General features: G+C 52.4%; 18 protein-coding genes and 1 tRNA gene. 10 read left to right on the top strand and 9 right to left on the bottom strand.

The annotated features are described in order from the left end of the window. Positions 1–188: 188 nt before the first annotated feature. From FJ147_07375 to FJ147_07360, 4 genes are all read right to left on the bottom strand, one after another. Entirely contained in the window at positions 189–785 is a 597-nt protein-coding gene (locus tag FJ147_07375) for a hypothetical protein (GenBank protein MBM4255702.1), read from the bottom strand. A 27-nt stretch (positions 786–812) separates the two neighbouring features. Next, a complete protein-coding gene (locus FJ147_07370; GenBank protein ID MBM4255701.1) occupies positions 813–1,079 on the bottom strand; it encodes a hypothetical protein in 267 nt (88 codons plus the stop codon). Between the two features lie 170 nt (positions 1,080–1,249). Next, positions 1,250–1,322 (bottom strand) — tRNA-Ala (locus FJ147_07365). A gap of 88 nt (positions 1,323–1,410) precedes the next feature. After that, a complete protein-coding gene (locus FJ147_07360; protein MBM4255700.1) occupies positions 1,411–2,799 on the bottom strand; it encodes a hypothetical protein in 1,389 nt (462 codons plus the stop codon). A gap of 86 nt (positions 2,800–2,885) precedes the next feature. Between FJ147_07360 and FJ147_07355 the strand changes: the two genes are divergently transcribed. Continuing rightward, positions 2,886–3,083, top strand: a complete 198-nt coding sequence (locus FJ147_07355; protein ID MBM4255699.1) for a twin-arginine translocase TatA/TatE family subunit — start codon at positions 2,886–2,888, stop codon at positions 3,081–3,083. Here the strand turns inward: FJ147_07355 and FJ147_07350 are convergent. Next, on the bottom strand, positions 3,080–4,087 hold the full coding sequence (locus FJ147_07350) for a DUF3426 domain-containing protein (GenBank protein ID MBM4255698.1): 1,008 nt from the start codon (positions 4,085–4,087) through the stop codon (positions 3,080–3,082). The two genes, FJ147_07355 and FJ147_07350, sit on opposite strands and share 4 nt — an antisense overlap. Between FJ147_07350 and FJ147_07345 the strand changes: the two genes are divergently transcribed. The 6 genes from FJ147_07345 to FJ147_07320 all read left to right on the top strand — a co-directional run bounded on the left by FJ147_07345 (position 4,080) and on the right by FJ147_07320 (position 13,102). Further along, positions 4,080–5,000 (top strand): 1-acyl-sn-glycerol-3-phosphate acyltransferase, encoded by a 921-nt coding sequence (locus FJ147_07345; GenBank protein MBM4255697.1) that lies wholly within the window; start codon positions 4,080–4,082, stop codon positions 4,998–5,000. The genes FJ147_07350 and FJ147_07345 overlap by 8 nt on opposite strands. After that, the gene (locus tag FJ147_07340) at positions 4,997–6,664 is read left to right on the top strand and encodes a ribonuclease J (protein MBM4255696.1); all 1,668 of its coding nucleotides are present in this window, start codon (positions 4,997–4,999) and stop codon (positions 6,662–6,664) included. The genes FJ147_07345 and FJ147_07340 overlap by 4 nt, the downstream gene beginning before the upstream one ends. A 19-nt stretch (positions 6,665–6,683) precedes the next feature. Beyond that, the gene (locus tag FJ147_07335; protein ID MBM4255695.1) at positions 6,684–9,062 is read left to right on the top strand and encodes a DNA translocase FtsK; all 2,379 of its coding nucleotides are present in this window, start codon (positions 6,684–6,686) and stop codon (positions 9,060–9,062) included. Positions 9,063–9,166: 104 nt separating this feature from the next. Continuing rightward, positions 9,167–9,832, top strand: coding sequence for an outer membrane lipoprotein chaperone LolA (lolA, locus tag FJ147_07330; protein ID MBM4255694.1), 666 nt, complete (start codon positions 9,167–9,169; stop codon positions 9,830–9,832). Between the two features lie 528 nt (positions 9,833–10,360). Beyond that, positions 10,361–12,076: an NAD-dependent malic enzyme gene (locus tag FJ147_07325; protein MBM4255693.1), complete on the top strand. Its 1,716-nt coding sequence runs from the start codon at positions 10,361–10,363 to the stop codon at positions 12,074–12,076. 213 nt (positions 12,077–12,289) lie between these two features. After that, complete coding sequence (locus tag FJ147_07320; protein ID MBM4255692.1) at positions 12,290–13,102, top strand: SDR family NAD(P)-dependent oxidoreductase; 813 nt, start codon at positions 12,290–12,292, stop codon at positions 13,100–13,102. 98 nt (positions 13,103–13,200) lie between these two features. Here FJ147_07320 and FJ147_07315 read toward each other — a convergent pair whose 3' ends face one another. Both FJ147_07315 and FJ147_07310 read right to left on the bottom strand, forming a co-directional pair. Further along, complete coding sequence (locus FJ147_07315; protein ID MBM4255691.1) at positions 13,201–14,091, bottom strand: PEP-CTERM sorting domain-containing protein; 891 nt, start codon at positions 14,089–14,091, stop codon at positions 13,201–13,203. 309 nt (positions 14,092–14,400) lie between these two features. Next, positions 14,401–15,195 carry a hypothetical protein gene (locus FJ147_07310; protein ID MBM4255690.1) on the bottom strand — a complete coding sequence of 265 codons (795 nt, stop codon included), beginning with the start codon at positions 15,193–15,195 and terminating at the stop codon, positions 14,401–14,403. A gap of 136 nt (positions 15,196–15,331) precedes the next feature. Here FJ147_07310 and FJ147_07305 point away from each other — a divergent pair, with 136 nt between their 5' ends. The 3 genes from FJ147_07305 to FJ147_07295 all read left to right on the top strand — a co-directional run bounded on the left by FJ147_07305 (position 15,332) and on the right by FJ147_07295 (position 18,565). Next, positions 15,332–16,501 carry a thiolase family protein gene (locus FJ147_07305; protein ID MBM4255689.1) on the top strand — a complete coding sequence of 390 codons (1,170 nt, stop codon included), beginning with the start codon at positions 15,332–15,334 and terminating at the stop codon, positions 16,499–16,501. After that, positions 16,501–16,911: a Zn-ribbon domain-containing OB-fold protein gene (locus FJ147_07300; GenBank protein ID MBM4255688.1), complete on the top strand. Its 411-nt coding sequence runs from the start codon at positions 16,501–16,503 to the stop codon at positions 16,909–16,911. Before FJ147_07305 ends, FJ147_07300 begins: the two co-directional genes overlap by 1 nt. Positions 16,912–17,086: 175 nt before the next feature. After that, positions 17,087–18,565 (top strand): D-aminoacylase, encoded by a 1,479-nt coding sequence (locus tag FJ147_07295; GenBank protein ID MBM4255687.1) that lies wholly within the window; start codon positions 17,087–17,089, stop codon positions 18,563–18,565. Between the two features lie 32 nt (positions 18,566–18,597). Here the strand turns inward: FJ147_07295 and FJ147_07290 are convergent, their stop codons facing one another. Together FJ147_07290 and FJ147_07285 are read right to left on the bottom strand one after the other, a co-directional pair. After that, a complete protein-coding gene (locus tag FJ147_07290; protein MBM4255686.1) occupies positions 18,598–20,571 on the bottom strand; it encodes a hypothetical protein in 1,974 nt (657 codons plus the stop codon). Positions 20,572–20,660: 89 nt separating this feature from the next. Continuing rightward, positions 20,661–21,650 carry an aldo/keto reductase gene (locus tag FJ147_07285; protein MBM4255685.1) on the bottom strand — a complete coding sequence of 330 codons (990 nt, stop codon included), beginning with the start codon at positions 21,648–21,650 and terminating at the stop codon, positions 20,661–20,663. Positions 21,651–21,756: the final 106 nt, after the last annotated feature.

The following is a 21,756-nucleotide window of genomic DNA, read 5'->3' as shown; positions in this document are numbered from 1 at the left end:
TACTCTCGCTTGCGAAACGCCTCTTTGCTGGGGGGTATTCGTGTGAGCAAGTGATGGAAGCGTTGATGCCCGCCTGAGTCACTACCAGTGCACTACTTGGTTTCGCGTGAAACCTTCCAAGTCGTGTTATCAGGCAAGAGGCTCAGTTTGTGAGATGGGCTGGATCGGTTGGTTGAAGTGCCGCGCTCCTATGTAATAAGTTCTTTCTCACGGGCGAGTTGCAGAGCCGCGCCCACAAGTGCTTGAAAGGGGCCACGATGAAATATCAGATCCCGTCCATGCTTCTTCTTGATGGCGGGGGCGGTCTTGCGTAAGTCCTTCGCGATCGTTCGGATCGTCTCGGGGTCTGGAGTTTCTCGACCAGTCACTAGGGTATCGAGGATACAGCCGACCAAGGCATCGCAACGTCCGTAATGCACCTGTGGGTCGCGTCCCTTGTAATCGCTCAATGTCTTATCGAGGCGATATTGGTGGCGTTCCAAGACGATGACTTCGTGGTGCCCATTAAGGCGTGCGATACTACAGGCCAGTCCTAGCTCGAACGGCATATTGAACCGCACGGGCATGCCGACACGGCTGAGATCATGGACAGAGACGCGGCACGATTCCATGAGCTCTTGAATGCGAGCAAGACGCCCTTGTCCAATTTCGCTAATCTCTAGGACACATCGAGGTGTCAAGCCCAGGGACGCGATCGAGGCGACCAGTGTGATGAAGAGCGGTTCGTACGCTTTGTCGTACGGGACATTGAGAAAGACACTGTGTTCATCGAACGGGATGGCCATACCATTCAGTACGATGAGGATGGTACGCTACTGCACCTTGGCAATGGATCTGGCGGACCGCTGCGACCGAAGCACGGGTTTAGGAATGAGGGCTTCTTGTTTCTTGGTTCGGACCGCGTTTCCCTTTGGTTTGGCGACTTTTCTCGTCGTTGCTGTGCTCGCTTTGCGTATCGTCGTCAGCAGAGCGTTACGTGCAATTTCCATATCCGCGTCGGTAATCCCAAGGGTTTTGCGGATCTGTTGGACCGTAGCTTTTTTCTCAATATGGATTTTGGTGGCAGACCGAGGCATCATGCGTTCCTTCAGGTTCCTATCGGTGTAGTGGCGCGAATCTCTTGCAATTGAACAAGACCTAGCACAGAAGAAATTCTTTTCAAGCGCGGGCCTCTTGGTCACTGTCGGGAGAAACAGCAACTACTCAACGTTTACTCGCTTTTCGCTCGCTCGACATTTTAAAGTGACAGTGGAGCTGAAGGGAGTTGAACCCTCGACCTCTAGAGTGCGATTCTAGCGCTCTCCCAACTGAGCTACAGCCCCACAAGACTCGCAACGGGGAAGATAAAGAAAAAGGAAAGTGCTTACAGCCCGGCTACCGTAGCAGTCAGGCTGTAGGTTTGCAAGGGAATTAAATCAAACCGATCTGAAGCGTGGTAAGAACCGAACGGAGTCCGAGGTCATCAAATTGCGCGTTCAAATCCGAGCGAAAGATGAAGTGAATCATGCCATCTTCAGCAACGGCTTCCGCTGGTGGATTCTCATCCCATGCTCCGTTTTCGCAGGCGCGCAGTAACGCTTCGTCTACAGCATAGCTCCCTGAACGGGTTTGGATAATGAGTTTCTTCAAATTTCCTTGTGTATCGATTTTGGCTTCAATCGTTGAATAGTCGCGCGCGGCGACGACATCGTTGAGCTGTAAATTCTTCCGCTGAAAAATAATCAAGTGCTGAAACACACGCAAGGCGACTCGCCTGACAAATGGGGCAAAGCGATTGGCTTTTGCGTTCAAGAACGTCAGGTTGCCCTGACGAATATCTGGCAAGAGATCTGGAGTACCAATCGGGCCGGGTAGCGCGAGTAAATTCTCCGCCGGAGGAGGCGCCATCGCAATGAGGTCTTGGCCCGTAGGTGGTTTACGCTCCTCCTTCTCTTCGCGATCTTTTCCTGTCTCAGATAACCATCCCTGAGAAAGCAATTCTTCTGGACGGGCAAACAATTTGGGGGCGGGTTTTGCTGCTCCTGCGGTATTGGCGGAGGCAGGTTTGGCTTTCGCAAGAGACTCCTCATCGATTTGCTGTTCATGTTCTTTTCTTAACTCTGGCTTAGGTGCAGCCGCGGCAGGCGGTTTCATTGCCAGTTGCAAAGGCTCACGTTTGGTGACCTCACGAGTCCCAGGCGTGCGGCGTTTGGGTGGTGTTAGCTCGTCGTCGAGATCTTGTCTTGATTTTTTTGTTGGGGATTCTACCCCTGGCTCTTTCTTTGCCTGTTGAACCGGCGGTTTTGGGGGCTCTCTTACAGTTCTCTCTTTGACTGGTGGCTGATCTTTTCGTGCTGGAGCCGGGCGTGGCATTCCTTTCGCGACGGTTTCTTCTTTAGTTGCACTATTTCGATCACTCCACAAACGGGTCTTTTCAGGAATTTGATCGTTCACCTGATCCGGCGGGCTCACCATTTGTTCAGGAAGCCTCTCTTGTGGCTTGGCTTCTGGTGGCTTCGGTTTGTCCTGTTCCTTTGGTTTCGGTTTTTCTACAGGTTGGGCTTTTTCTTGCGGCAGTGGTGGCGCGACTTGAGGTGGCTCTGCCTTTGCCACAACAGGGGGGGGCGGAGGTGGAGTAGGAGGAAGAAGTTCGACTTCTGTCAGTTTCTCTTGTTGCGGCTCTGGCATCAAGCGATACAGTGTAGGAAAAAAAAGCAACAGGACTGCATGCACGAGTAAAGAGACAAAAAGAAAAACCGCGAGTGGATCGCGTTGGACCGGTCGTTGTAACGCTTGTACAGCCGTGGTCATCGGCGGCATTCTAGCGATCCCTTCACTTTGCTGCAAGGAAGATCGCATCCCTAGGCTTGCCGAGACGAAGAAATATAGCGTATAGTACCGCTACTATGTTTGGTCTAGGCGTGACAGAGCTTATCGTCATTCTCGTTATTGCCCTTCTCTTTTTCGGAGGGAATAAGCTTGCTGATATTGGTGGCGGACTTGGCAGAGCAATCCGCGATTTTCGTAAGGAACTCAAGAAACCTGACGAGATTGACGTCACTCCAGGAAAAAATACCGCTTCCCCTGACGAAAAATCCCATTAAGAGGTGCTGAACTGAGCCGTTGCGACACGGCAACTCAATTCAGTAATTGTTGGTGGGGGGCTGGGGAAAACAATCAGAAAACTCACCGACTGCCCAGGTGGGACATGGAACTGTTTCGGTGGTGCGAGGCCTTGCATGACATTGATCTCGCGCGTCGTCAGTGAGGACAGACTTTCTGCTGTCGTTTCCATCCCGCAGGAGATCGTTCGGCGATCAATGGTTTCTCCATCGATATCGTGTAACTGTCCTTCAATCTGAATAGTCGAAGCAGCAACCGAGGCGTTGTTTGTCGCTTTTCCAGAGATGGCGAAGACGCGTTTGCTATCTTTGGTGACCCAATAGCCACTTTTCACATCAGACAACACAATGTGCTGCGGCGAGAATTGGCTCGCGACAAACGATGATCCTACCACAGGGAGACGAGCAAGCATTCCTTCTGTATCGGTCACATTCGTTCGCCATCGGTTCCCGAGAAAGTAATAGCCAATAACGAGAAGCCCGAGTAACCCGAGCATTGGCCAAATGGAAAAGGTAGAAACAGGCGTCGGTCGAGGGCGTGGACGAAGAGAGGCGGATCGCTTCACGGGGTTATCTCGACGGATTGCATCGTTAGTCGCAGAGGAAGGAAAAGAGGTGACTGGAGATGAGAGAGCAGGAGAATCGAGCGAGAAATCTTCTGCTGTAGAGAAAGCTTGATTATTATCCTTTGCTAGAGAAGGCTGTGCCGGTGTTCTCTGGGAAAACGATGGAGGAGACGTCGGCGGCATCAGGGGAGAATCTTCCGCTGTTGATAATGCGGGATCTGGAACGAATGCATCCGTCGGTTCTACAGGTGGATCTTCCATAAGCGGCGGTGCTGCTGGTGTCTGCGGCGAAGACTCAGGCAGATAGGAGAAGACATGACCGCACTGTTCTCGTGAACACTCAAAGAGTGTCGCGTCAGTAACCGACACGGAGCTCTCCATGCGATAGCGGGTGTGACAGGCTGGACATTCGATAATCACGCTCTGTTCCTCCCTCGACAGAGAAATTGTAGGAGGAAGCGCTGAAAAATCAACCTCGTTGACGATATATAGTAAAGAAAACTATAATGCCACAATATTTTTCTGCCACGAGTCAGGGAATCTCTTGCATTGGATTGTTCTCGCCCTCCGTTTTTTTTCAGTTGCTGTACTTACGCTTTTCTGGGGCGTCTTTGTCATTCTTTTTTCTTACTTTGATCGTTATGGAGAGCGCGCTGTGCGGCTCATTCGGTTCTGGGCACGTGGAGTGCTCTGGGTATGTGGTGTGAAGGTCAGAGTCCATGGCCGTGAGCGCATTGACCCACGCAAAGCGTATCTGTTCATGGCAAATCATCAAAGCAATTTTGACATTCCCATCTTGATGGCGGCATTCGATACGTGGCAAGTGCGTTGGGTCTCAAAGCAGGAAGTGCGTAAAGTCCCCATCATCGGCTTTTGCATGCAGCGTACACACCAAGTGCTGGTTGATCGTGACAGCCCAACCCAAGCGGTTGCTGTGATCCGGCAAGTGAAAGCCTTACTTGATGTAGGGATATCGGCGGCATTTTTTCCGGAAGGGACTCGGACGCGTGATGGTCGTTTGCAGCCATTCAAACCTGGCGGGTTTGCTGTCGCCGCTGAAGCAAAAGTTCCCGTCGTGCCTACGGTAGTCATCGGTAGTCGCGCACTCTGGCCTCCAGGCGGGGTGGATTTGCATCCAGGAACTGTTGATGTCATTTTTTGTGAGCCGGTTTCAATTGATTCTCATTTGAGTAAGAAGGCTGCGCGTGAAGCTCTTCTACAAAAAGTCCACACCGCGATTGCACAGCAACTGAGAGAGGATGTTCCGGTTGTAGCTCCTGTTTCCTCTCCAGCATCGACGGCAACTTCTCTCCCGGAGCATCCGACTTCATGAGTGACGGTACCCTTCGTATAATTCCCCTTGGTGGCCTTGGCGAAATTGGCCTCAATTTGATGCTGATCGAGTATTGTCCGCCAGGGAGTGACGACTGCGCGGCCATTGCGATCGATTGTGGGTTGATGTTTCCCGAGCGAGAAATGCTTGGGATCGATGTTGTCATTCCCGACTTCAGCTATCTGCGTGAAAAGCGCCACCTCAAAGGGGTTGTGTTTACTCACGGACATGAAGATCACATCGGTGCGCTGCCACACCTGTTACGAGAGTTCAAGGTGCCAGTCTATGGTACGCCTTTTACCATTGGGCTCTTGCGAGACAAACTTGATGAACATGATCTCCTTGATGAGACTGAACTCCATGAGTTTCGTCCCCGGCAATCGTGGCAGGTTGGCCCTTTTCAGGTTGAAGGCATCCATGTCACCCATAGTATTGTCGATGCAGTTTCCTTGGCAATCACAACGCCACTTGGGGTCATCGTCCATACGGGGGATTTTAAACTCGACCAAACGCCGATCGACGGGCGACAATCTGATATTGCTCGATTGGCAGAATTAGGAGAGCAAGGGGTATTGCTCCTTCTGTCTGACTCGACCAATGTCGAACGATCTGGCACCACTCCGTCTGAACGGACAGTGACTCGTCCACTGGAAGACTTGATGGCCCATGCGAGTGGGAAGGTCTTAGTGGCGACCTTCGCCTCGCATGTCCATCGCGTACGCCAAGTGATTGATCTGTCCCTCAAGCAAGGGCGGACCGTGGGTGTGGTTGGTAAGAGCCTCGTCAATAACATCGAAATTGCGCGTGAGGTTGGTCATCTCAAGATTCCTGCGGATACGTTTATTGACGTTGGAAAGGTTGGTGACCGCGATCCGCAAACGGTGACCCTTCTGACCACGGGGTCACAGGGAGAACCGCTATCAGCTTTATCTCGTATTGCGACCGGAGATCATCCGCACGTGAAAATTCGTCCCGGTGATACGGTTATTTTATCGTCGCGTGTTATTCCTGGGAATGAGCGGACCATTGCCCGACTTCTTGATCACTTGTGCCGACGGGGGGCTGAAGTGTATTATGAAGCCATCGCGTGCGTGCATGTGTCTGGTCACGCGAGCCAAGAAGAATTGCAGCTCATGTTGAATCTGTTACGACCGCAGTTCTTCGTTCCTATTCATGGAGAGTTTCGTTTTCTTGTTCGTCACTGTGAGTTAGCACGAGGGGTGGGAGTTGACCCAACGGGGGTGTTTTTACTAGAAGATGGCCAGGTGTTGGAGATTACGGCGAAGGGTGCGCAGATGACCGAGTCGGTGACCGCAGGCCGCGTCTTCGTCGATGGTCTGGGGGGAATAGAAGAAGAAGTGCTTCGCGATCGTCGTCACATGGCTGAAGATGGGTTGGTCGTGGCGATTGTCGGGATTGCACAACAGACTGGAGAGGTGTTGACTGGACCAGACTTGTTGTCTCGTGGATTTCTTGCAGCGACGAATGGAGAAGGATTTGAGGCGGCGAAAGAAGCAGTCCGAGCTGCACTTGGTGAATTGCCCCGTGAGACGCGCACGGATGTAGGGGTGGTGAAGGAACAAGTTCGGCAAGTGTTGCGACGACATTTTCGTCGCACGTTTGGTCGACGACCAGTGGTGCTCCCATTTGTAATGGAGATGTGATGCGGAGGAGGTGGAGGTTATGGCGGTGGGGAGGAAACCGCAGCCGGAGGAACAGCCCTTCGGTGGAGAGGTGATCGGGGTCGCGAATATCGCATTGGCGATCTTTTTTACCCTAGCGTTTTATTCATATCAGGCTGGTCAGGCAAACAGTAATGCTGTTGGGCTGATCGGTCATCTATTTGCGGACTTGTTATGCCCGGCTTTTGGCCAGGCGTGTTATCTCTTGCCCCTGTCGTTGTTGTATTTTGCTGGAGTTTTGCTCCACCAGTGGCAATGTCCTGCTTTTCTCTCGCAATTGTTATCCTTTGGAGTCTTTCTGGTGACAGCGGCTGCGTTGCTGGCGCTTTGGGGAGGGCAACGCCCGGTCGTTGAAGCTGGCGGGTGGATTGGTGGGTTTCTTGCCCTGCATTTGCGCACTGGGCTCAATGTCATCGGTGCTCACCTTTTGCTTGTCCCCATGTTGCTCATGTCGTTCATGGGCATGACGCGGGTGTCTCTATCCGACACTGGAGCTGGGGTCTTCGCTTCGAGTTATGCGCTTATAGGCAAATTCTCTGCCCTTCCCGGACGATTGCGCTCTGTATTCACGTGGTTTGAAGGACTGCTTCCACGTCTGACGTGGGAACGACCGGAACTCCCTGATCCTGAGCTTGACCTCCTACCGTCGCCAAAGCGCCCGAGTCGCAAAGAATCAGCTACCAAGAAGGCACCTCCAGCGTTGCTTTTAGACGAGGAGGATGAGGAAGATTCTCTCCCTCCGATTATTATTGCCGAACCGGCACCTCCGCCTCTTGCAGTTGCCAAAACCGAACGTGCTAAACCCGCTCCAGTAAAAACTTTCAGTGAAGCCGTGACTGCAAATGGCAGACCGTACGTTCTTCCAGCAGTATCGCTCATTGATCCGCCCGTACGGTTAGCAGTGAAAGTTGATGAAGATGCATTGCATGCGAGTTCTCGCATCCTTGAGAGTAAGCTCGGGGATTTTGGCGTTGAGGGAAAGGTCGTTGCCGTACGTCCAGGCCCAGTGATTACCACCTATGAGTTTGAGCCTGCACCTGGGGTGAAGGTCAATCGTGTTGTCTCCTTAGCGGACGATTTACAGATGGCCTTACGGGCAGTGTCGGTGCGTATCCTGGCGCCCATTCCAGGGAAAGCTGTCGTGGGTATTGAGGTCTCCAATCCCAAACGTGAAAAAGTTTGTATGCGTGAGATTGTCGAGAGCCCAGGGTTTCAACAGTCTGATTCGCCACTGACCCTGGCCCTTGGCAAAGACACGGTGGGAAATCCTGTGGTCGCCGATATTGCCCGTATGCCGCATCTTTTGGTGGCTGGAGCGACCGGTACTGGAAAGTCAGTATCACTAAACGTGATGATCATGAGCCTGCTGTATCGGGCGACGCCGCGCGACGTGCGCTTTATCATGATCGACCCCAAAATGCTTGAACTTTCACTCTACGAAGAACTGCCGCATCAATTGTCGCATGTGATCACGAACCCCAAAGAAGCCGGAGCGGCGCTGCAAGAAGTTGTGCGCCGTATGGAGTACCGCTACAAACTCCTGAAAGATAAAGGCGTGCGCAACATTGCGGCGTACAATCGCGTGATCGAAGCTGGAGAGCCGAATGCCAAAGGGGCGATAAAGCTTACCGAGATTGTTGAGGAAGGGGGTGATGATGAAGCACTCGGGGAGAAGGCTGCGAAAGCCGAGCCCTTCGTGCATCAGCGGTTGCCGTATTTAGTGGTGATTGTTGACGAGCTTGCTGACCTGATGTTGACCGTTGGTCGTGATATTGAAGAGCCGATTACACGCTTAGCGCAGATGGGACGCGCGGCGGGAATTCATCTCATCCTTGCGACACAGCGACCGTCAGTCGATGTCATTACCGGTTTGATCAAGGCGAACTTTCCCGCGCGGGTATCTTTCCAAGTGTCTTCGCGGATTGACTCGCGCACGATTCTCGATGCCATTGGTGCGGAACGACTTCTGGGTGAAGGAGATATGCTGTTCCTCCCACCTGGAAGTGCGAAGCCCCAGCGTATTCATGGTGCCTTCATTTCTGAGGCGGAAATTCGCAAGGTCGTAACTGCGATCAAAAAGCAAGGCAAGCCAGTCTATGACTCCGAATTTGTTGCTGCACTGGAAAAGGCGCGCAGTACCAAAGGTGCCGACGGTAGTATGGAAGAAGACGACTATGATGAGATGTACGAACAGGCGCGCGAGTTAGTCATGGAAAGCCGTCAGGCTTCGATCTCTTGGCTCCAGCGCCGGCTCCGCGTTGGTTACAACCGTGCAGCACGCATGATCGAAAGAATGGAGCGAGAAGGGTTAGTTGCGCCTGCTGCCGAGGCAGGCAAACCTCGTGAGGTTCTCGTGCGCGCTAGTGGGGGAAGGGAATAAGACGAGTAGTCAGCATGAGGAAAAGTAGTCAGTAGCCAGTCGTCCGTAGTCCGCATGGGGAGTGTAGTGCCTTTTTCGTTGCGCTCGTGTTTATATGCAGTACTATGAAAACTTTCCTTGTTCGGCTGTTTCTGTGTGTCGCAGTTCTTTTTTCTACTGGCTACTCTGTTTACGCTGCACCACCCGCTTCTGTCCAAACCATTGTCAAAAAACTCCAGGCTCGATACGACTCGACCAAAGGCTTTCGTGCGGACTTCACCCAAGAAGTCGAGTCAGCGACGCTCGGACAGAAAGTGACAGCGAACGGAAAAGTCTTCTTCAAGAAGCCGGGGCGCATGCGTTGGGAATTTGTCGATCCTGAGCAGTTATTGGTCTCTGACGGAAAATTCTTCTGGCTCCATCAACCCAAAGAAAAGCAAGTTCTCAAAACTCCCTTCGCGCAAGCTTTCCGCTCTAGTTCTCCTGCTTCCTTTCTTCTTGGTGTTGGGCAAATTACCAAGGATTTTACTCCGACCCTGCACGCACAAGAGGCGAAGACGTACACGTTACGTTTAACGCCAAAGAAAGATCCAGAAGCGATCGGCCTTTTAGATCTCGAAGTTGATATGAAGACGTTCGACATCGTACAAGCCACCATTATCGACCCTGTCGGTAATACGACGCGCGTGCGTTTCACGAATATCAATCGCAAAAGCCCAGCCGACGAATCGCTTTTCCGTTTCACTGTCCCTGATGGCGTTGATGTCGTTGAGCCTCCGTCGAATCAATGACCTCATACGAAAGCAGAAACAGAGAGACAGGAAAGCAGAGAAGCAATAATAAGGTGAGAGCGTAAATAGGCGGCTAAGGCGATTTCTTGGAAAAAATATCCCGCAGTCTCTGGTGGCGGGCACAGCCCGCCCTACGTGTCTTTGCCGGTTCTGAGTAGGGCAGGCTGTGCTTGCCACTATCGGCAGAACATCGACATCTCAGGGATTCCCTTTTTCGGAAATCCGCTAAAAACGGTGAGGTGATCGCCGCCAGTTACAACTTAAGCTGTTGGCAGTGCAGGAATTCCCTCTCCCTGAGGGAGAAGGAACCTCGCCACGGTGCGAAGTGCCTGAAAAAACAAGGCCGTCTCTTAAGTTGTGACCAGTGGGTGGTCGCCGGGATTCTTATTCTTTCCACCGCCCATTCGTTCTGCACGCGGTGGGGTCGTCCACGTTTTCACTTTTCTCCAACGTTTCCAAAAACTGGGGTTCTCCTTGCTCAGCCGCTCAGCTATAGTGCGCCGACTTATTTTCACGCAAGGGGCTTTTATGCAACAGTACGTCCGCAAAATTGACGCGAACGGACAAGAGTATCTTGAGACTGATCTCGCAGGTTATATGTTGACGCGTTCGCCACTGCTCAACAAGGGTACGGCCTTCACGATGGAAGAGCGCAAGGCGCTTGGGTTGCTAGGCACCCTCCCGCCGCACGTGACGCCACTCTCTGAGCAGGTACAACAAAGCTACGCTGGTTTCAAAGACTGTAAATCTCCCATCGATAAGCACGTTTTTCTGCGCCTGTTACAAGATCGTAATGAAGTGCTCTTCTATGCGCTGGTTGCTCAACATCTCGAAGAGATGATGCCGATCATCTATACGCCCACAGTTGGTGAGGCGATCGAGAAATTTAGTCATATCTTTCGTCACGCGCGTGGACTTATAATCAGTACCGAAAACATCGATTACATTGATTCTTTGCTTGAGAATACGCCGCTTCCTGATGTGAAACTTGTGGTTGCGAGCGATGCCGAAGCAATCCTTGGTATTGGTGATCAAGGTGTTGGCGGGCTGGGGATCTGTATCGGCAAGCTTTCCCTCTATACGGCAGCGGCTGGGATTGATCCTGCTTTCACCTTACCAGTTGGTGTCGATATTGGCACCAATCGCCAAGATCTGCTTGATGATCCATTGTACCTAGGCGTCCGACACAAGCGACTCGAAGGCAAGGCGTACATGGACTTTATTGAGAAGTTCGTTACTGCCTTTAAGAAACGGTTTCCTTCAGCGCTGCTCCAATGGGAAGATTTCAGCAAACAAAAAGCCTTCGATGTGCTTGATCGTTTTCAGGATGTCGTACCGTCATTCAACGACGATATTCAAGGAACCGGTGCAGTCGTGCTTGCTGGTTTATTAGCAAGCATGCGTAAGATCAAGCAGCGACTATCAGACCAGGTGTTTGTCATTCATGGTGCTGGTGCTGGTGGTGTTGGTGTTGCGCGGCAGATTTGTCTCGGGATGGAGCTGGAAGGTACTCCATTTGCAGCGGCCAAGGAACGCATGCTCACACTGGACTCGAAAGGTCTCGTGCTGAGCAATCGCTCTGGGCTTGAGCCCTACAAATTAGAATTTGCGCTTGATCCGCAACGGATTGCTGGCTGGAAAACCAAAGGCGCAATTCCTGATTTACTCGAAACCGTACAACAAGGAAAAGTGACAGCCTTGATTGGCTTATCTGGGCAACGTAACGCATTCCCAGAGGAAATTGTGCGTGCAGTGGCGAAGAATACTCCCAATCCAATCGTGTTCGCACTTTCTAATCCGACGGCCAACTGTGAAGTTGAACCAGCTGATGTCTACCGTTGGACGGATGGCAAAGCGATCGTGGCAACTGGGAGTCCGTATGCGGATGTTTCCTATGGCGGAAAAAATTACCCCGTGGGACAAGGAAACAATGCGTTTATCTTTCCTGGGCTCGGACTTGGCGTGATGCTGAGCGGAGCACGACAAGTGACTGAGAAGATGTTGACCGTAGCAGCGATGGCATTGAACGAATTCACCACTGACGAGCGCATTGCTCAAGGTGGAGTTTACCCGCGTGTTGAGCAAATACGCGAGGCGAGCAAGCACGTTGCCGTTGCCGTTATCAAACAAGCAATAAAAGATGGCTTGGCACGAAACGAAGTACCAGAGAAAAACTTAGATGCTTTTGTCGAAAGTGGGATGTGGAGACCTGAGTATCTGCCGATTCGGCGTAAAAGAGCATAAGACGCAGGTGTGGTCAGTTGCAAAAAAGCACTCCATGCTTCGATCCTTCGACTGGGTTCAGAGCTTAGTACGAAGGGCACCTGCTCAGAAATTACGACACCAGACCTGTTCACCTTGAGCCTGGCGAAGGGTGAATGCAGGGAGATGCGTAACCTGGTAGAACGATACGGGCAGCCATTGTGCTGCCCGTATTTCTTTGTGGAGGGAGAAGCGATGCAAGATCTTACTGGACGAGTAGCCGTAATCACTGGCGGGGCGAGTGGTATTGGGCTAGCAACTGCACGTGCGTTTGTGCGTGAGAAAATGCGCATTGTCTTAGCGGATATAGAACAGGGCGCCCTTGATACTGCAGTGAAAGAGATTCAAGGGCGAGGAGGAGAATGTCTTGGCGTGCGCACTGATGTAGGGGATCTGAAACAAGTCCAGACGTTAGCAGAGAAAACATGGGACCATTTTGGTGCAGCGCACGTTGTTTTTAACAATGCTGGAGTGGCGGTGTTTGGTCCGATCCAAGAGATGAAACACGAAGATTGGGAATGGGTGATCCGGGTCGATCTCTGGGGAGTGATTCATGGAGTTGAAGCGTTCCTCAACCGGATGATTGCGCAGAAGCAAGGGGGGCATATCGTGAATACTGCTTCGTTTGCTGGACTTGCTCCTAATCGTGGTCTTGGTGCGTACTGCGTAGCCAAATATGGTGTCGTCGCTTTGTCTGAGTGCTTAGCGCGTGATGTCAAAGAGCACGACATTGGAGTGTCGGTCCTGTGTCCGATGATTTTAGCAACCAACATCAATCAATCCGAGCGCAACCGCCCAGGAGAACTTGGTGGTGTAAAAGCACAGCGGCAGCAAACCAGTGCTGAGCAACAAAGTATGCGAGGTCGAGTATTGACGCCGGAATTAGCCGCAGAGAAAGTTGTCGCGGCGATCAAGAAAAATGAACTTTATACTCATACCCACGAAGAAGCACGTGATTTTGTGCGACGTCGCTTTGAACGGATTGATCGGGCATTCGCAAGTTTGTAGATGATGGTGAGGGAATGGTAACTTGGTTTTGCAAAAAAATTGGGGGCGTTGTATCCGACGCCCCCGACAAGCATGGAAAAGAAAGAAGGTCGATATGACTAGACCTTATGACGATACCACATCATTCCGATTAAGGCGCTGCTAAGCAGAAGGATCGTGCTCGGTTCAGGAACTATCAATGGGTCGTCAATGTTGATGACGACTCTATTCGTAAGAGTGATATTTCCATCTCCAAGGGATCCTGCGGTCAAATGTGGAACGTTACTGCTCTTGACCTCAAACCAACCTGATCCGCCAAAGCTGATATTTTTCCCGTTGGCGCCGTCTCCGATCTGAAACGGCGGTCCGAAATTAGAGATGGAAACAACATAGCCTGCGTACGTACCAAAACCAGCGAGGGTCCCAAACGCCGACGTATAGTAGCCCCACTTGTTTGGATCGATCGGACCTCCGAGGTTGCTATAAGCCGTGTCTACCAGCTCTTTTTTGGGGCTACCTACACCACCAATATTGGCCAATCCAGAAAGCTCGATGTCAATATGGAACCCTCTGTCAGCAGACGTCTGGCTCCACGCATCCCCTTTGAGTGTTGCAGTACCAAGGGCATCAAGCTGCGTAAGGTACCCAGGCGCACAATTCGGGCCACCTGAGGTGCAACCTGCAAAATCTTGGGCAAAAACAAAGGTTTCTGCCTGACCTCCTTGACCAAACGTAAAAGTAAATCCACCCGGTGTGTGCGAATATTGTGGATTGACCTGTGCTCTCTCAGCCTCGTAGCGAACCATGGTCATTGCGAACACAGAAGAAGCGGAAGACAGATGAAGCAGTCCCGCTAGGATAACGGCCAACACGCTCATTCTCTTCATTATCACAGCCTCACTCCTTACAAGAAGAAAAGTATGTAGTACAGAGGAAGGATGCGGAAACTTCACGCTGGTTTGATTCTGTACTTTCCCTTCCATTTTTAAATTCTGCAAAACTAATACCATGAATTTATTCTCAATTAAATAGCGTAACGCTACTCTCTCGGAAGAAGGAGTCTTTTGTCAAGAGTGAAAAAGCAGAGGCGCAACAAGATGTTACTCCCTAATTTTTCCGGCAGTATGTCAATAGGATGCAGTCACACCATCGCTCAATATATGAACATTAAGTTAGAGAAGGCGGGAGAAGGATAGTCGACTGTCAGAACTGACACACGATAATGTCAGAAGTGACAATTCTCGATGGAGAGTGTCATGGTGAGTTGACAGTGAGTGAGGCAGGGTATTATCGCCCCTGCCTGGTGATGGTAGTCGGAGCTAGCGTTGCTTTCCCGTATCCGAGTAGCTGACGGCAAGTCCTTCGCTGGGGTCCATCTGAATACCGTAATTGGGAATCGGGTAACGCAGTCCCGCTTTGGATAACATTTCTAATCCTTCGATCACTTTTGGTAATAGTTGTGGTAGCAACGCCATGAGCATCTCATCGTCGGCCACGCCCCCATAGCGCCGTTCAGCGTAACACGGAATAGACAGTGAAGGCTCACCAGTTGCGAGAGCACAACCCCATGAGTCCGAACACGCACTCTCGCCAACGACACCAAACTGATAGCGTTTGTAGCCCTTCCACTGTAGGCCATTGATGAACAAGATCATCTGGCCAGGCGTCCCATAAATCAAGGCGATGTCTGGTGGATTGAGTCGCCCAGACGCAAGTGGTGAGGCCACCATGGCATTGTATCGCCCTGGTGCAACGCGCGTCATCGCTTGTTGGTGCTTCGCTGCTTCTTCCTTATCTTTGAACCACACTCCAGCCATCTGGGAGCCATCGAGCGTACTGGGAGGGACTTCTTTGAGCCCGATCACGGCTCCACAATTGCCTGGCATGAGGTTGTCGACCGTGACACCCACCGTCCAGCCGACTTGTCGTGCTTGTGTCACAATCTGACAGGTGGTGTGATGTTTCTTAGGCCGCCGAATCTTGGGAATGGCTTCCATCTCTTCCACTGTCTCAAACAGCTTCATGCCAATCGGCAAAGTACGGAGACGAAGTAGGTTCTGTAGTTTATCGCTGACCTCTTTCCAATCGATTTGTTCTGTGGATGTTGTTGCCATACGTATGCCCTCCTTGGTTGCTGGAGTTCCTGTAGCAGATTTTCCTGCCCTTTGCAGGTCAAGCGTAGAGCAGCTATAGGATAGCCAACCGTCATGTCACCCAGACGGCGGATTACCAGAAAAGGAGGAGCAAGCAATGGACTCGCTCCGTGGAAAAGTCGCGATTGTCGGCGCAGCCGACACCGAAGTCGGCGTCGTGCCGCACCTCAGCGCAACCCAACTCTATGTTAAAGGTGCGAAGCTCGCGCTAGAAGACGCAGGCATCACGAAAGATGATGTTGACGGCCTCATTACCTGCACCTCGTTCGTCGAGCCTTACATGTACCATGCAGAAATGATCGCTGAATACATGCAGATCTTTCCTCGCTATTGCCTCAACGTGGCAACAGGTGGGGGCACGACGCTGGCGATCATGCACCATGCCGCCTCGGCGATCGCCACTGGCGTGTGCAATACGGTGTTGATCACGATGGCCGACAACATGCTTTCGGGGCTCTCGCGTGACCGTGCGATTGAGGCGATGTCGACTGCAGGGCACGCGCAATTTGAGCGACCCTATGGGCCACCTATTCCCGGCTTCTATGCGATGTTGGCCCAAGCGCATATGCATGAGTATGGCACGACGAGTGAGCAATTGGCCGCAGTCGCGGTTGCCTGTCGTAAACATGCTTCGATGAATCCCGCTGCGCAAATGCGCCAACCGATTACCATCGATGATGTGATCAACTCTAAAATGATTGCTCACCCCTTACACCTCTTGGATTGCTCACTGGTGTCTGACGGTGGAGCGGCGGTGATCATGACATCTGCCGAACGAGCGAAGGACTTCAAGAAAAAACCAGTCTACATGCTCGGCGTTGGTGAAGGCCATTCGCATGAACACGTGAGCCAGGCCCAGAGCTTGACGACGTCTGCCGCGAAAGAAGCTGGTGAACGCGCCTATAAAATGGCTGGCCTCGGACCGAAGGACATGGATGTTGCTGAGCTCTACGATTGTTTCACACCAGTCGTGATTATTGAGCTTGAAGATCTAGGGTTCTGTCCAAAAGGCGAGGGTGGACGGTTTGTCGAAGGCGGACGCATCGAACTTGGTGGCGAGTTGCCCATTAATACCCATGGTGGCCTGATGTCGCATTGTCACCCCGGCCATCCAGGCTCGTTATTCTCGGTCACCGAAGCGGTACGACAACTACGCGGCGAGTGTGGTCCACGGCAGGTCAAAGAGGCTGAAGTCGTTTTCGTGCATGCACAAGGTGGGATCATGTCCACCCATTGCTCGATGATCCTCGGAAAGGAGAGAAACTAATGGCTGCACCAGGAGTGAAACCGGTTCCGGTCCCGACCAAAGAAACCAAACCCTATTGGGATGGCTGTAAAAAGCATGAGTTACACATCCAGAAGTGTGCGGATTGTGGTCACCATCAGTTTTATCCACGTCTGTACTGTACTTCGTGTATGAGCGAGAAAGTTGAGTGGATAAAAGCCTCAGGGCGAGCCAAAGTGCTCTCGTTCACGATCGTCTATCGTCCAGTCACGCAAGCCTTCGCTGGCGATGTGCCGTACGTTGTGGCGTTGGTGACGCTTGATGAAGGTCCGCAGATGATGACCAACATTGTCGGCTGTCTACCCGAACAGGTGAAGATCGGCATGCCAGTGCAAGTGACGTTTGACGACTGGACGGAAGAGATTTCTGTGCCGAAGTTTAAACCCGTGTAAGAAATTGCGGATTGGCGATTGCGGATTGCGGATTCCAGGAGAAGGAACATCGATCTTTGTCCTCTTAATCCACAGTCCGCATTCCGCAATCTACATTTACTATGCTTTTCCTCAGGATGGGGGAAGAAATCCGAACGTATGCTTGCACGATCTACCGTGACGATAGGAGCGAGTCATGTCCTACGACCTCATCATTCGCAACGGAACAGTGATTGATGGTACTGGCCGTCCTGGTTTTGCGGCTGATGTTGCCATTCAGGACGATTGTATCGTGGCAGTTGGCACCGTTAACGGAACGGCTAAGCAAACGCTTGATGCCACAAGTCGTGTTGTTTCTCCCGGTTTCATTGATGTCCACTCCCATGACGACTTCGCGCTGCTCGATCGACCGTTGTGTGACTTCAAGATCATGCAGGGCGTGACGACTGAAGTCATCGGTAACTGCGGGTTTGGTGCGGCGCCCGCGAGTGTGGCATACAAAGAATTCCTGCAAGGCTTCGGTGCAGTGTTGTTCGGACCGTTAGGAAAATTTTCCTGGGAAACAACCAATGAGTTCTTTACGTTGCTCGAAGCGCAGCCTCCGTCGGTCAATGTCGTCGCCCAGATTCCTCATGCTGCCATACGTTACGGCGTATTGGGCAGTGACAAACGACCACCATCAGCGCAAGAGCTGAACGCTATGCAAGCGCTGGTTCGTGAGGGGATGGAAGCAGGTGCAGTCGGGCTTTCCACCGGACTCTATTACTTACCGCATACGCAAACCGAAGAAGTTATTGCCTTGGCGAAAGTGGTTGCTGAATATGGCGGCCTCTATGCAACTCACATGCGCAACGAAGCAGGGCATTTGCTCGACTCGATCAATGAAACCCTACGTATCGGAGCCGAAGCTGGTGTGCCTGTGCAGATTTCCCATCACAAAGCCATGGGTCGCCAGAACTGGGGCAAAGTCATAGAAAGTCTCGCTCTGGTTGATCAAGCGCGACAACGTGGTCAGGACGTGACTTCAGACGCCTATCCCTACATTGCTGGTAGCACGACCCTGGCAGCGCTGGCGAGTGGTGGATCGTTAGAATTGGTCTCTCCAAAGGACGTGCTGATCGCGTCAACCCCAAACCGCCATGAATACGAAGGCAAAACCCTCGATGAAATTTGTCGCTTACTTGAAAAACCCCTCGAACAAGCTGTGAAAGATATTCTCGTGGAAGAAGGGGAGGGAGTTGTTGCGGTGATCTTTGGCATGGAAGAGCCAGACGTGCGACGTGTCCTTGCGCATCCAACAACCATGATCGGCTCAGACGGCATTCCTTCAGTCGAAGGCAAACCACATCCACGCCTGTATGGCACCTTTGCCAAAGTGCTCGGAACCTACGCCCGTGATGAACGATTGTTCTCACTTGAAGAAGCCGTGCATCGCATGACCGGTCTCTCAGCGCAGAGGTTCCACCTCACCGACCGTGGAGTGATTCGCGAAGGAGCGTATGCTGATCTTGTTGTTTTCGACCCTCACACAGTCGCCGACGTTGGTACCTACCAAGAGCCACGACGGTATCCACTAGGCATCAACTATGTGATCGTCAACGGCAAGATTACTGCTGACCACGGGCGGCATACGGGGGAACGAGGGGGACGGATGTTGAGGTGGAAGAAGTCTTAAGGAAGAATCCAAACCCAAATCCGCATCCTTGTTCACAGTGGCAGGCCTAATGCCCGCTTCTTCGCTGCGTCGACGTACGCTGCCGCATCCTCCAGCAGTAATAAACGCTCAGCAACCAGCCGGGTCGCTGCTGCTTCGACAGCTGCGACATAGCGGCTGTGGGTGCCATACCGTTCTTCTAGCGATAGGCGTGGATCTCCTGCCGTGAGTCGCTGCTCTTTAGTGACAGCAAACGGAATGAATGAGCCCATGGCAGAGCACTCGTCTTTGGGCGCAGTTCTCAGCAAGTTCCAACCTGTGTAGGTTCCGATCGGAACGGCAATGTCTGGGAGTTGGATGCCTGTAAGGTCGATGCCATCTGCATTGACTTTGGGGACGAGTGTTGGATAGGCACGACCAGTGGGAACTGGTGGCCAGTGGCTGATAATGCCGCGGTTGAACTCGGGTCCATAATCGTACAGCTCGCGTACACTGACGACGCCTGTGTAGGTGACTCCAGGAATCTCTGGGAAGCCAACTGATGACTGCGGTAGCGATGGGACGAGAGTGCCATCGCGTAGGCGTGGCACGCGACTCGATGGTGGTTCCGTGCCGGAGACAACCCATTCCGTCAGCGCAGTTAACAACGCCCGCAGCGCAGGGCCTGGACTGGTGGGGTTTTGCAACTGCTGGCAAAGGCCACGACCGGACGCGACCCCATGCGCAATACTGGAGAGCAAATAGAAGCGTACGTTCGACGGATCAGGCAAATCGCCTTTACCATCGGGTGTGGTAATCGCCAGCGACGCGCTTTTGAACCAATAACTATTGGAGTCGTTAACTTCGAGAATCTTGGGGCTTGTGCCTGACGCTTCGCTACGTGTGAGGACACTGCCAGTTTTTCCTGTGAGTGGATCAGTAAGGGTGGTGTACGCGAAGGGAAAGAACTGCTCAGGATAGACGTGACTCCAGCGCTGAAAAGCGGTCTGGTTGGGTTGACCAAAGCGATAGTTGAAGAAGCCGCCGCCAGAGCCATTGATGTAGGGCATCATGCCGTCGAACACGCGACGCTGCTCTTCGTCTTGATTGAAGCCGAGATACAAGAATGGGCGATGGAAGCGTCCTGACTGCGATAATCCTGTCGCGATCGACCATTGGAGTGTATTCACCAGCGGATTTGCGGTTCCTTGTTGATCCGCACTGGCATGACGTAGGAACGACACCACATCTCTCACCGCAGCAAAACCGATACCAGTGATTTTTGGGTTAGTCGCTGGATACACAAACTGATAGATTTTGCCACGCTCAAAAGGCGTCTTTTCTGCTGGTAGTAGACCAATCGTCGATGCGTCGAGGTATCGCCATTGCGTAGCGGGAATAGTAGTCGGCGCGTCGCCGCGATACTGAAACACTGTCAATGATGCCTGCGATTGATCCAATGTTGCCGCGGGATAGGTGAGCGGCCAGGTGAGCACTTCCGTGGTGCCAGGTGGAATATGCCGAGCGTTCTCGGCCATGATCTCTTCGAGTGAGGGGCCAACGATCGCTTTGCCGTTTTCAGTCGCGATCGGCACGGTAATGGTCATACGATCATTGCCTGCGGGCGCGGTGGCATCCCACCCGGTCCATACGATCGTGTATCCTTGGCGCATCAAGAACCCGTCGCCGGCGTCTTCTGCGCTGGTTGGATTATTGATAGGCAGGTGCTCTGGTGGTGCACGATCAGGAAAATTGAGCGGCAGATAGGTCATCTTGTTGCCGCGATTGGTGACATCACAGAGCAAGACCTGATTGCCTCGTGAGGTATCCACTGGTTTCAAAATACAGACATCCACGACGTACTCGACGAGGCCACGGGCGTTGCGTGGGGCTAGTGTTATGTCGGCAATCACTACATTGAGAGGATTCTCAGGATCGAGTTCGCCATACGCCTGTCCAATGAGTTTCTCATACTGCCCAATGTTGCCGAAAGAGACGCCGTCGAACGTCGGTGACTGAATGTGATCAATAACGAGTTTGGTGATCATCGCGTCTGTCCAAGATGCAGAAAACATAACGCGTAAAACGTAACGCGTAAAACGTAAAAGGATGGGGGAGGTGGTTACGTTTTACATATTTACGTTTTATTCCCCAATAGCACCGTGCGCTGTAAAGTGGCAATGCGTTCCATCATCGCTGCAGGCAGTGGACCAGCTGTAACCGCGGCGACTGCCTCAGCCAGCTCTGTGCGATTCTTTGCTCCGGTGACTACGGTGCTTACTCCTGGAAGACTGAGCGCGTAACGCATCGCTGCGACGGACAACGGTGCAGCCGTTTCGCTCGTCAGAAAGCCTAGGTGTTGTTGTGCTAAGGCAAAATCACGAACAACGGGATGTTCAGGCGGTAAGGTGCGATCGATCGCTGCCGTGAGTGAGCCTGCAGCATACGGACGAATGCCAAACACACCGAAGTTTGCCGCCTGCGCAAGGCGAACCATTTCCAGATGATCGCGATACGGTGCATCCCCGCGTGCGCCCATCTCACCTTCTGTGCACAAGATATTGGTTACGAGTTGAACGGTTGCCAAGCGACCATCCGTAAACAACTCGCGCACGACATCATGACGAGCAATACCGGTGAAGCCCAGGGCTTTCACGACTTTGGCGTCTTTGAGTTTCTGCATTGCTTCTAACACGCCACCGGGGCCGACGACTTCACGCAGTGTGAGTCTCCGTGGCGCGGTTGGTTCTTGGGGTTCAATCTGATTATGAAGCTGAAAGAGGTCGACTTGAGTCAGTCCTAAGCGCTTCAGGCTTCCTTCGAGAGAGCGCTGGACTGCACCGGCAAGATCTTTACGCTCATCTGGCATGACGAACACCTTGGTAGCGACCAGCGGTTTGGTGGGCAGGTCGCGCCAGGCCTGACCGGCGATCTCTTCTGATTTGCCTTTGCCGTACACTGGTGCCAGATCGAGCAGGTTCACTCCACTCGCGACCGCAGCTTTGACAGTCTCAACACACTCGTCGTCGGTTGTGGGACCCCAGACCATGCCGATGCCTCCGCCACCAAGAGTGAGCACAGATACCTGCAAACCTGTTTTGCCAAGCACGCGCTGTTGCATGGGCATTCCTCCTTTTGTGTTGCTGTGGTGTTCTTCACCCTCACTCGGCCTACGCTATCCTAGAGATTACGCTCGCAGCAAGAGCTACGATGCATCAACACGATGAGAACGA

The organism is Deltaproteobacteria bacterium (assembly GCA_016874775.1).
Taxonomy (GTDB): Bacteria; Desulfobacterota; Binatia; order Bin18; family Bin18; genus VGTJ01.
Note: the sequence above shows the minus strand (reverse complement) of the source record. Positions and strands in the feature narration are given on the sequence as shown.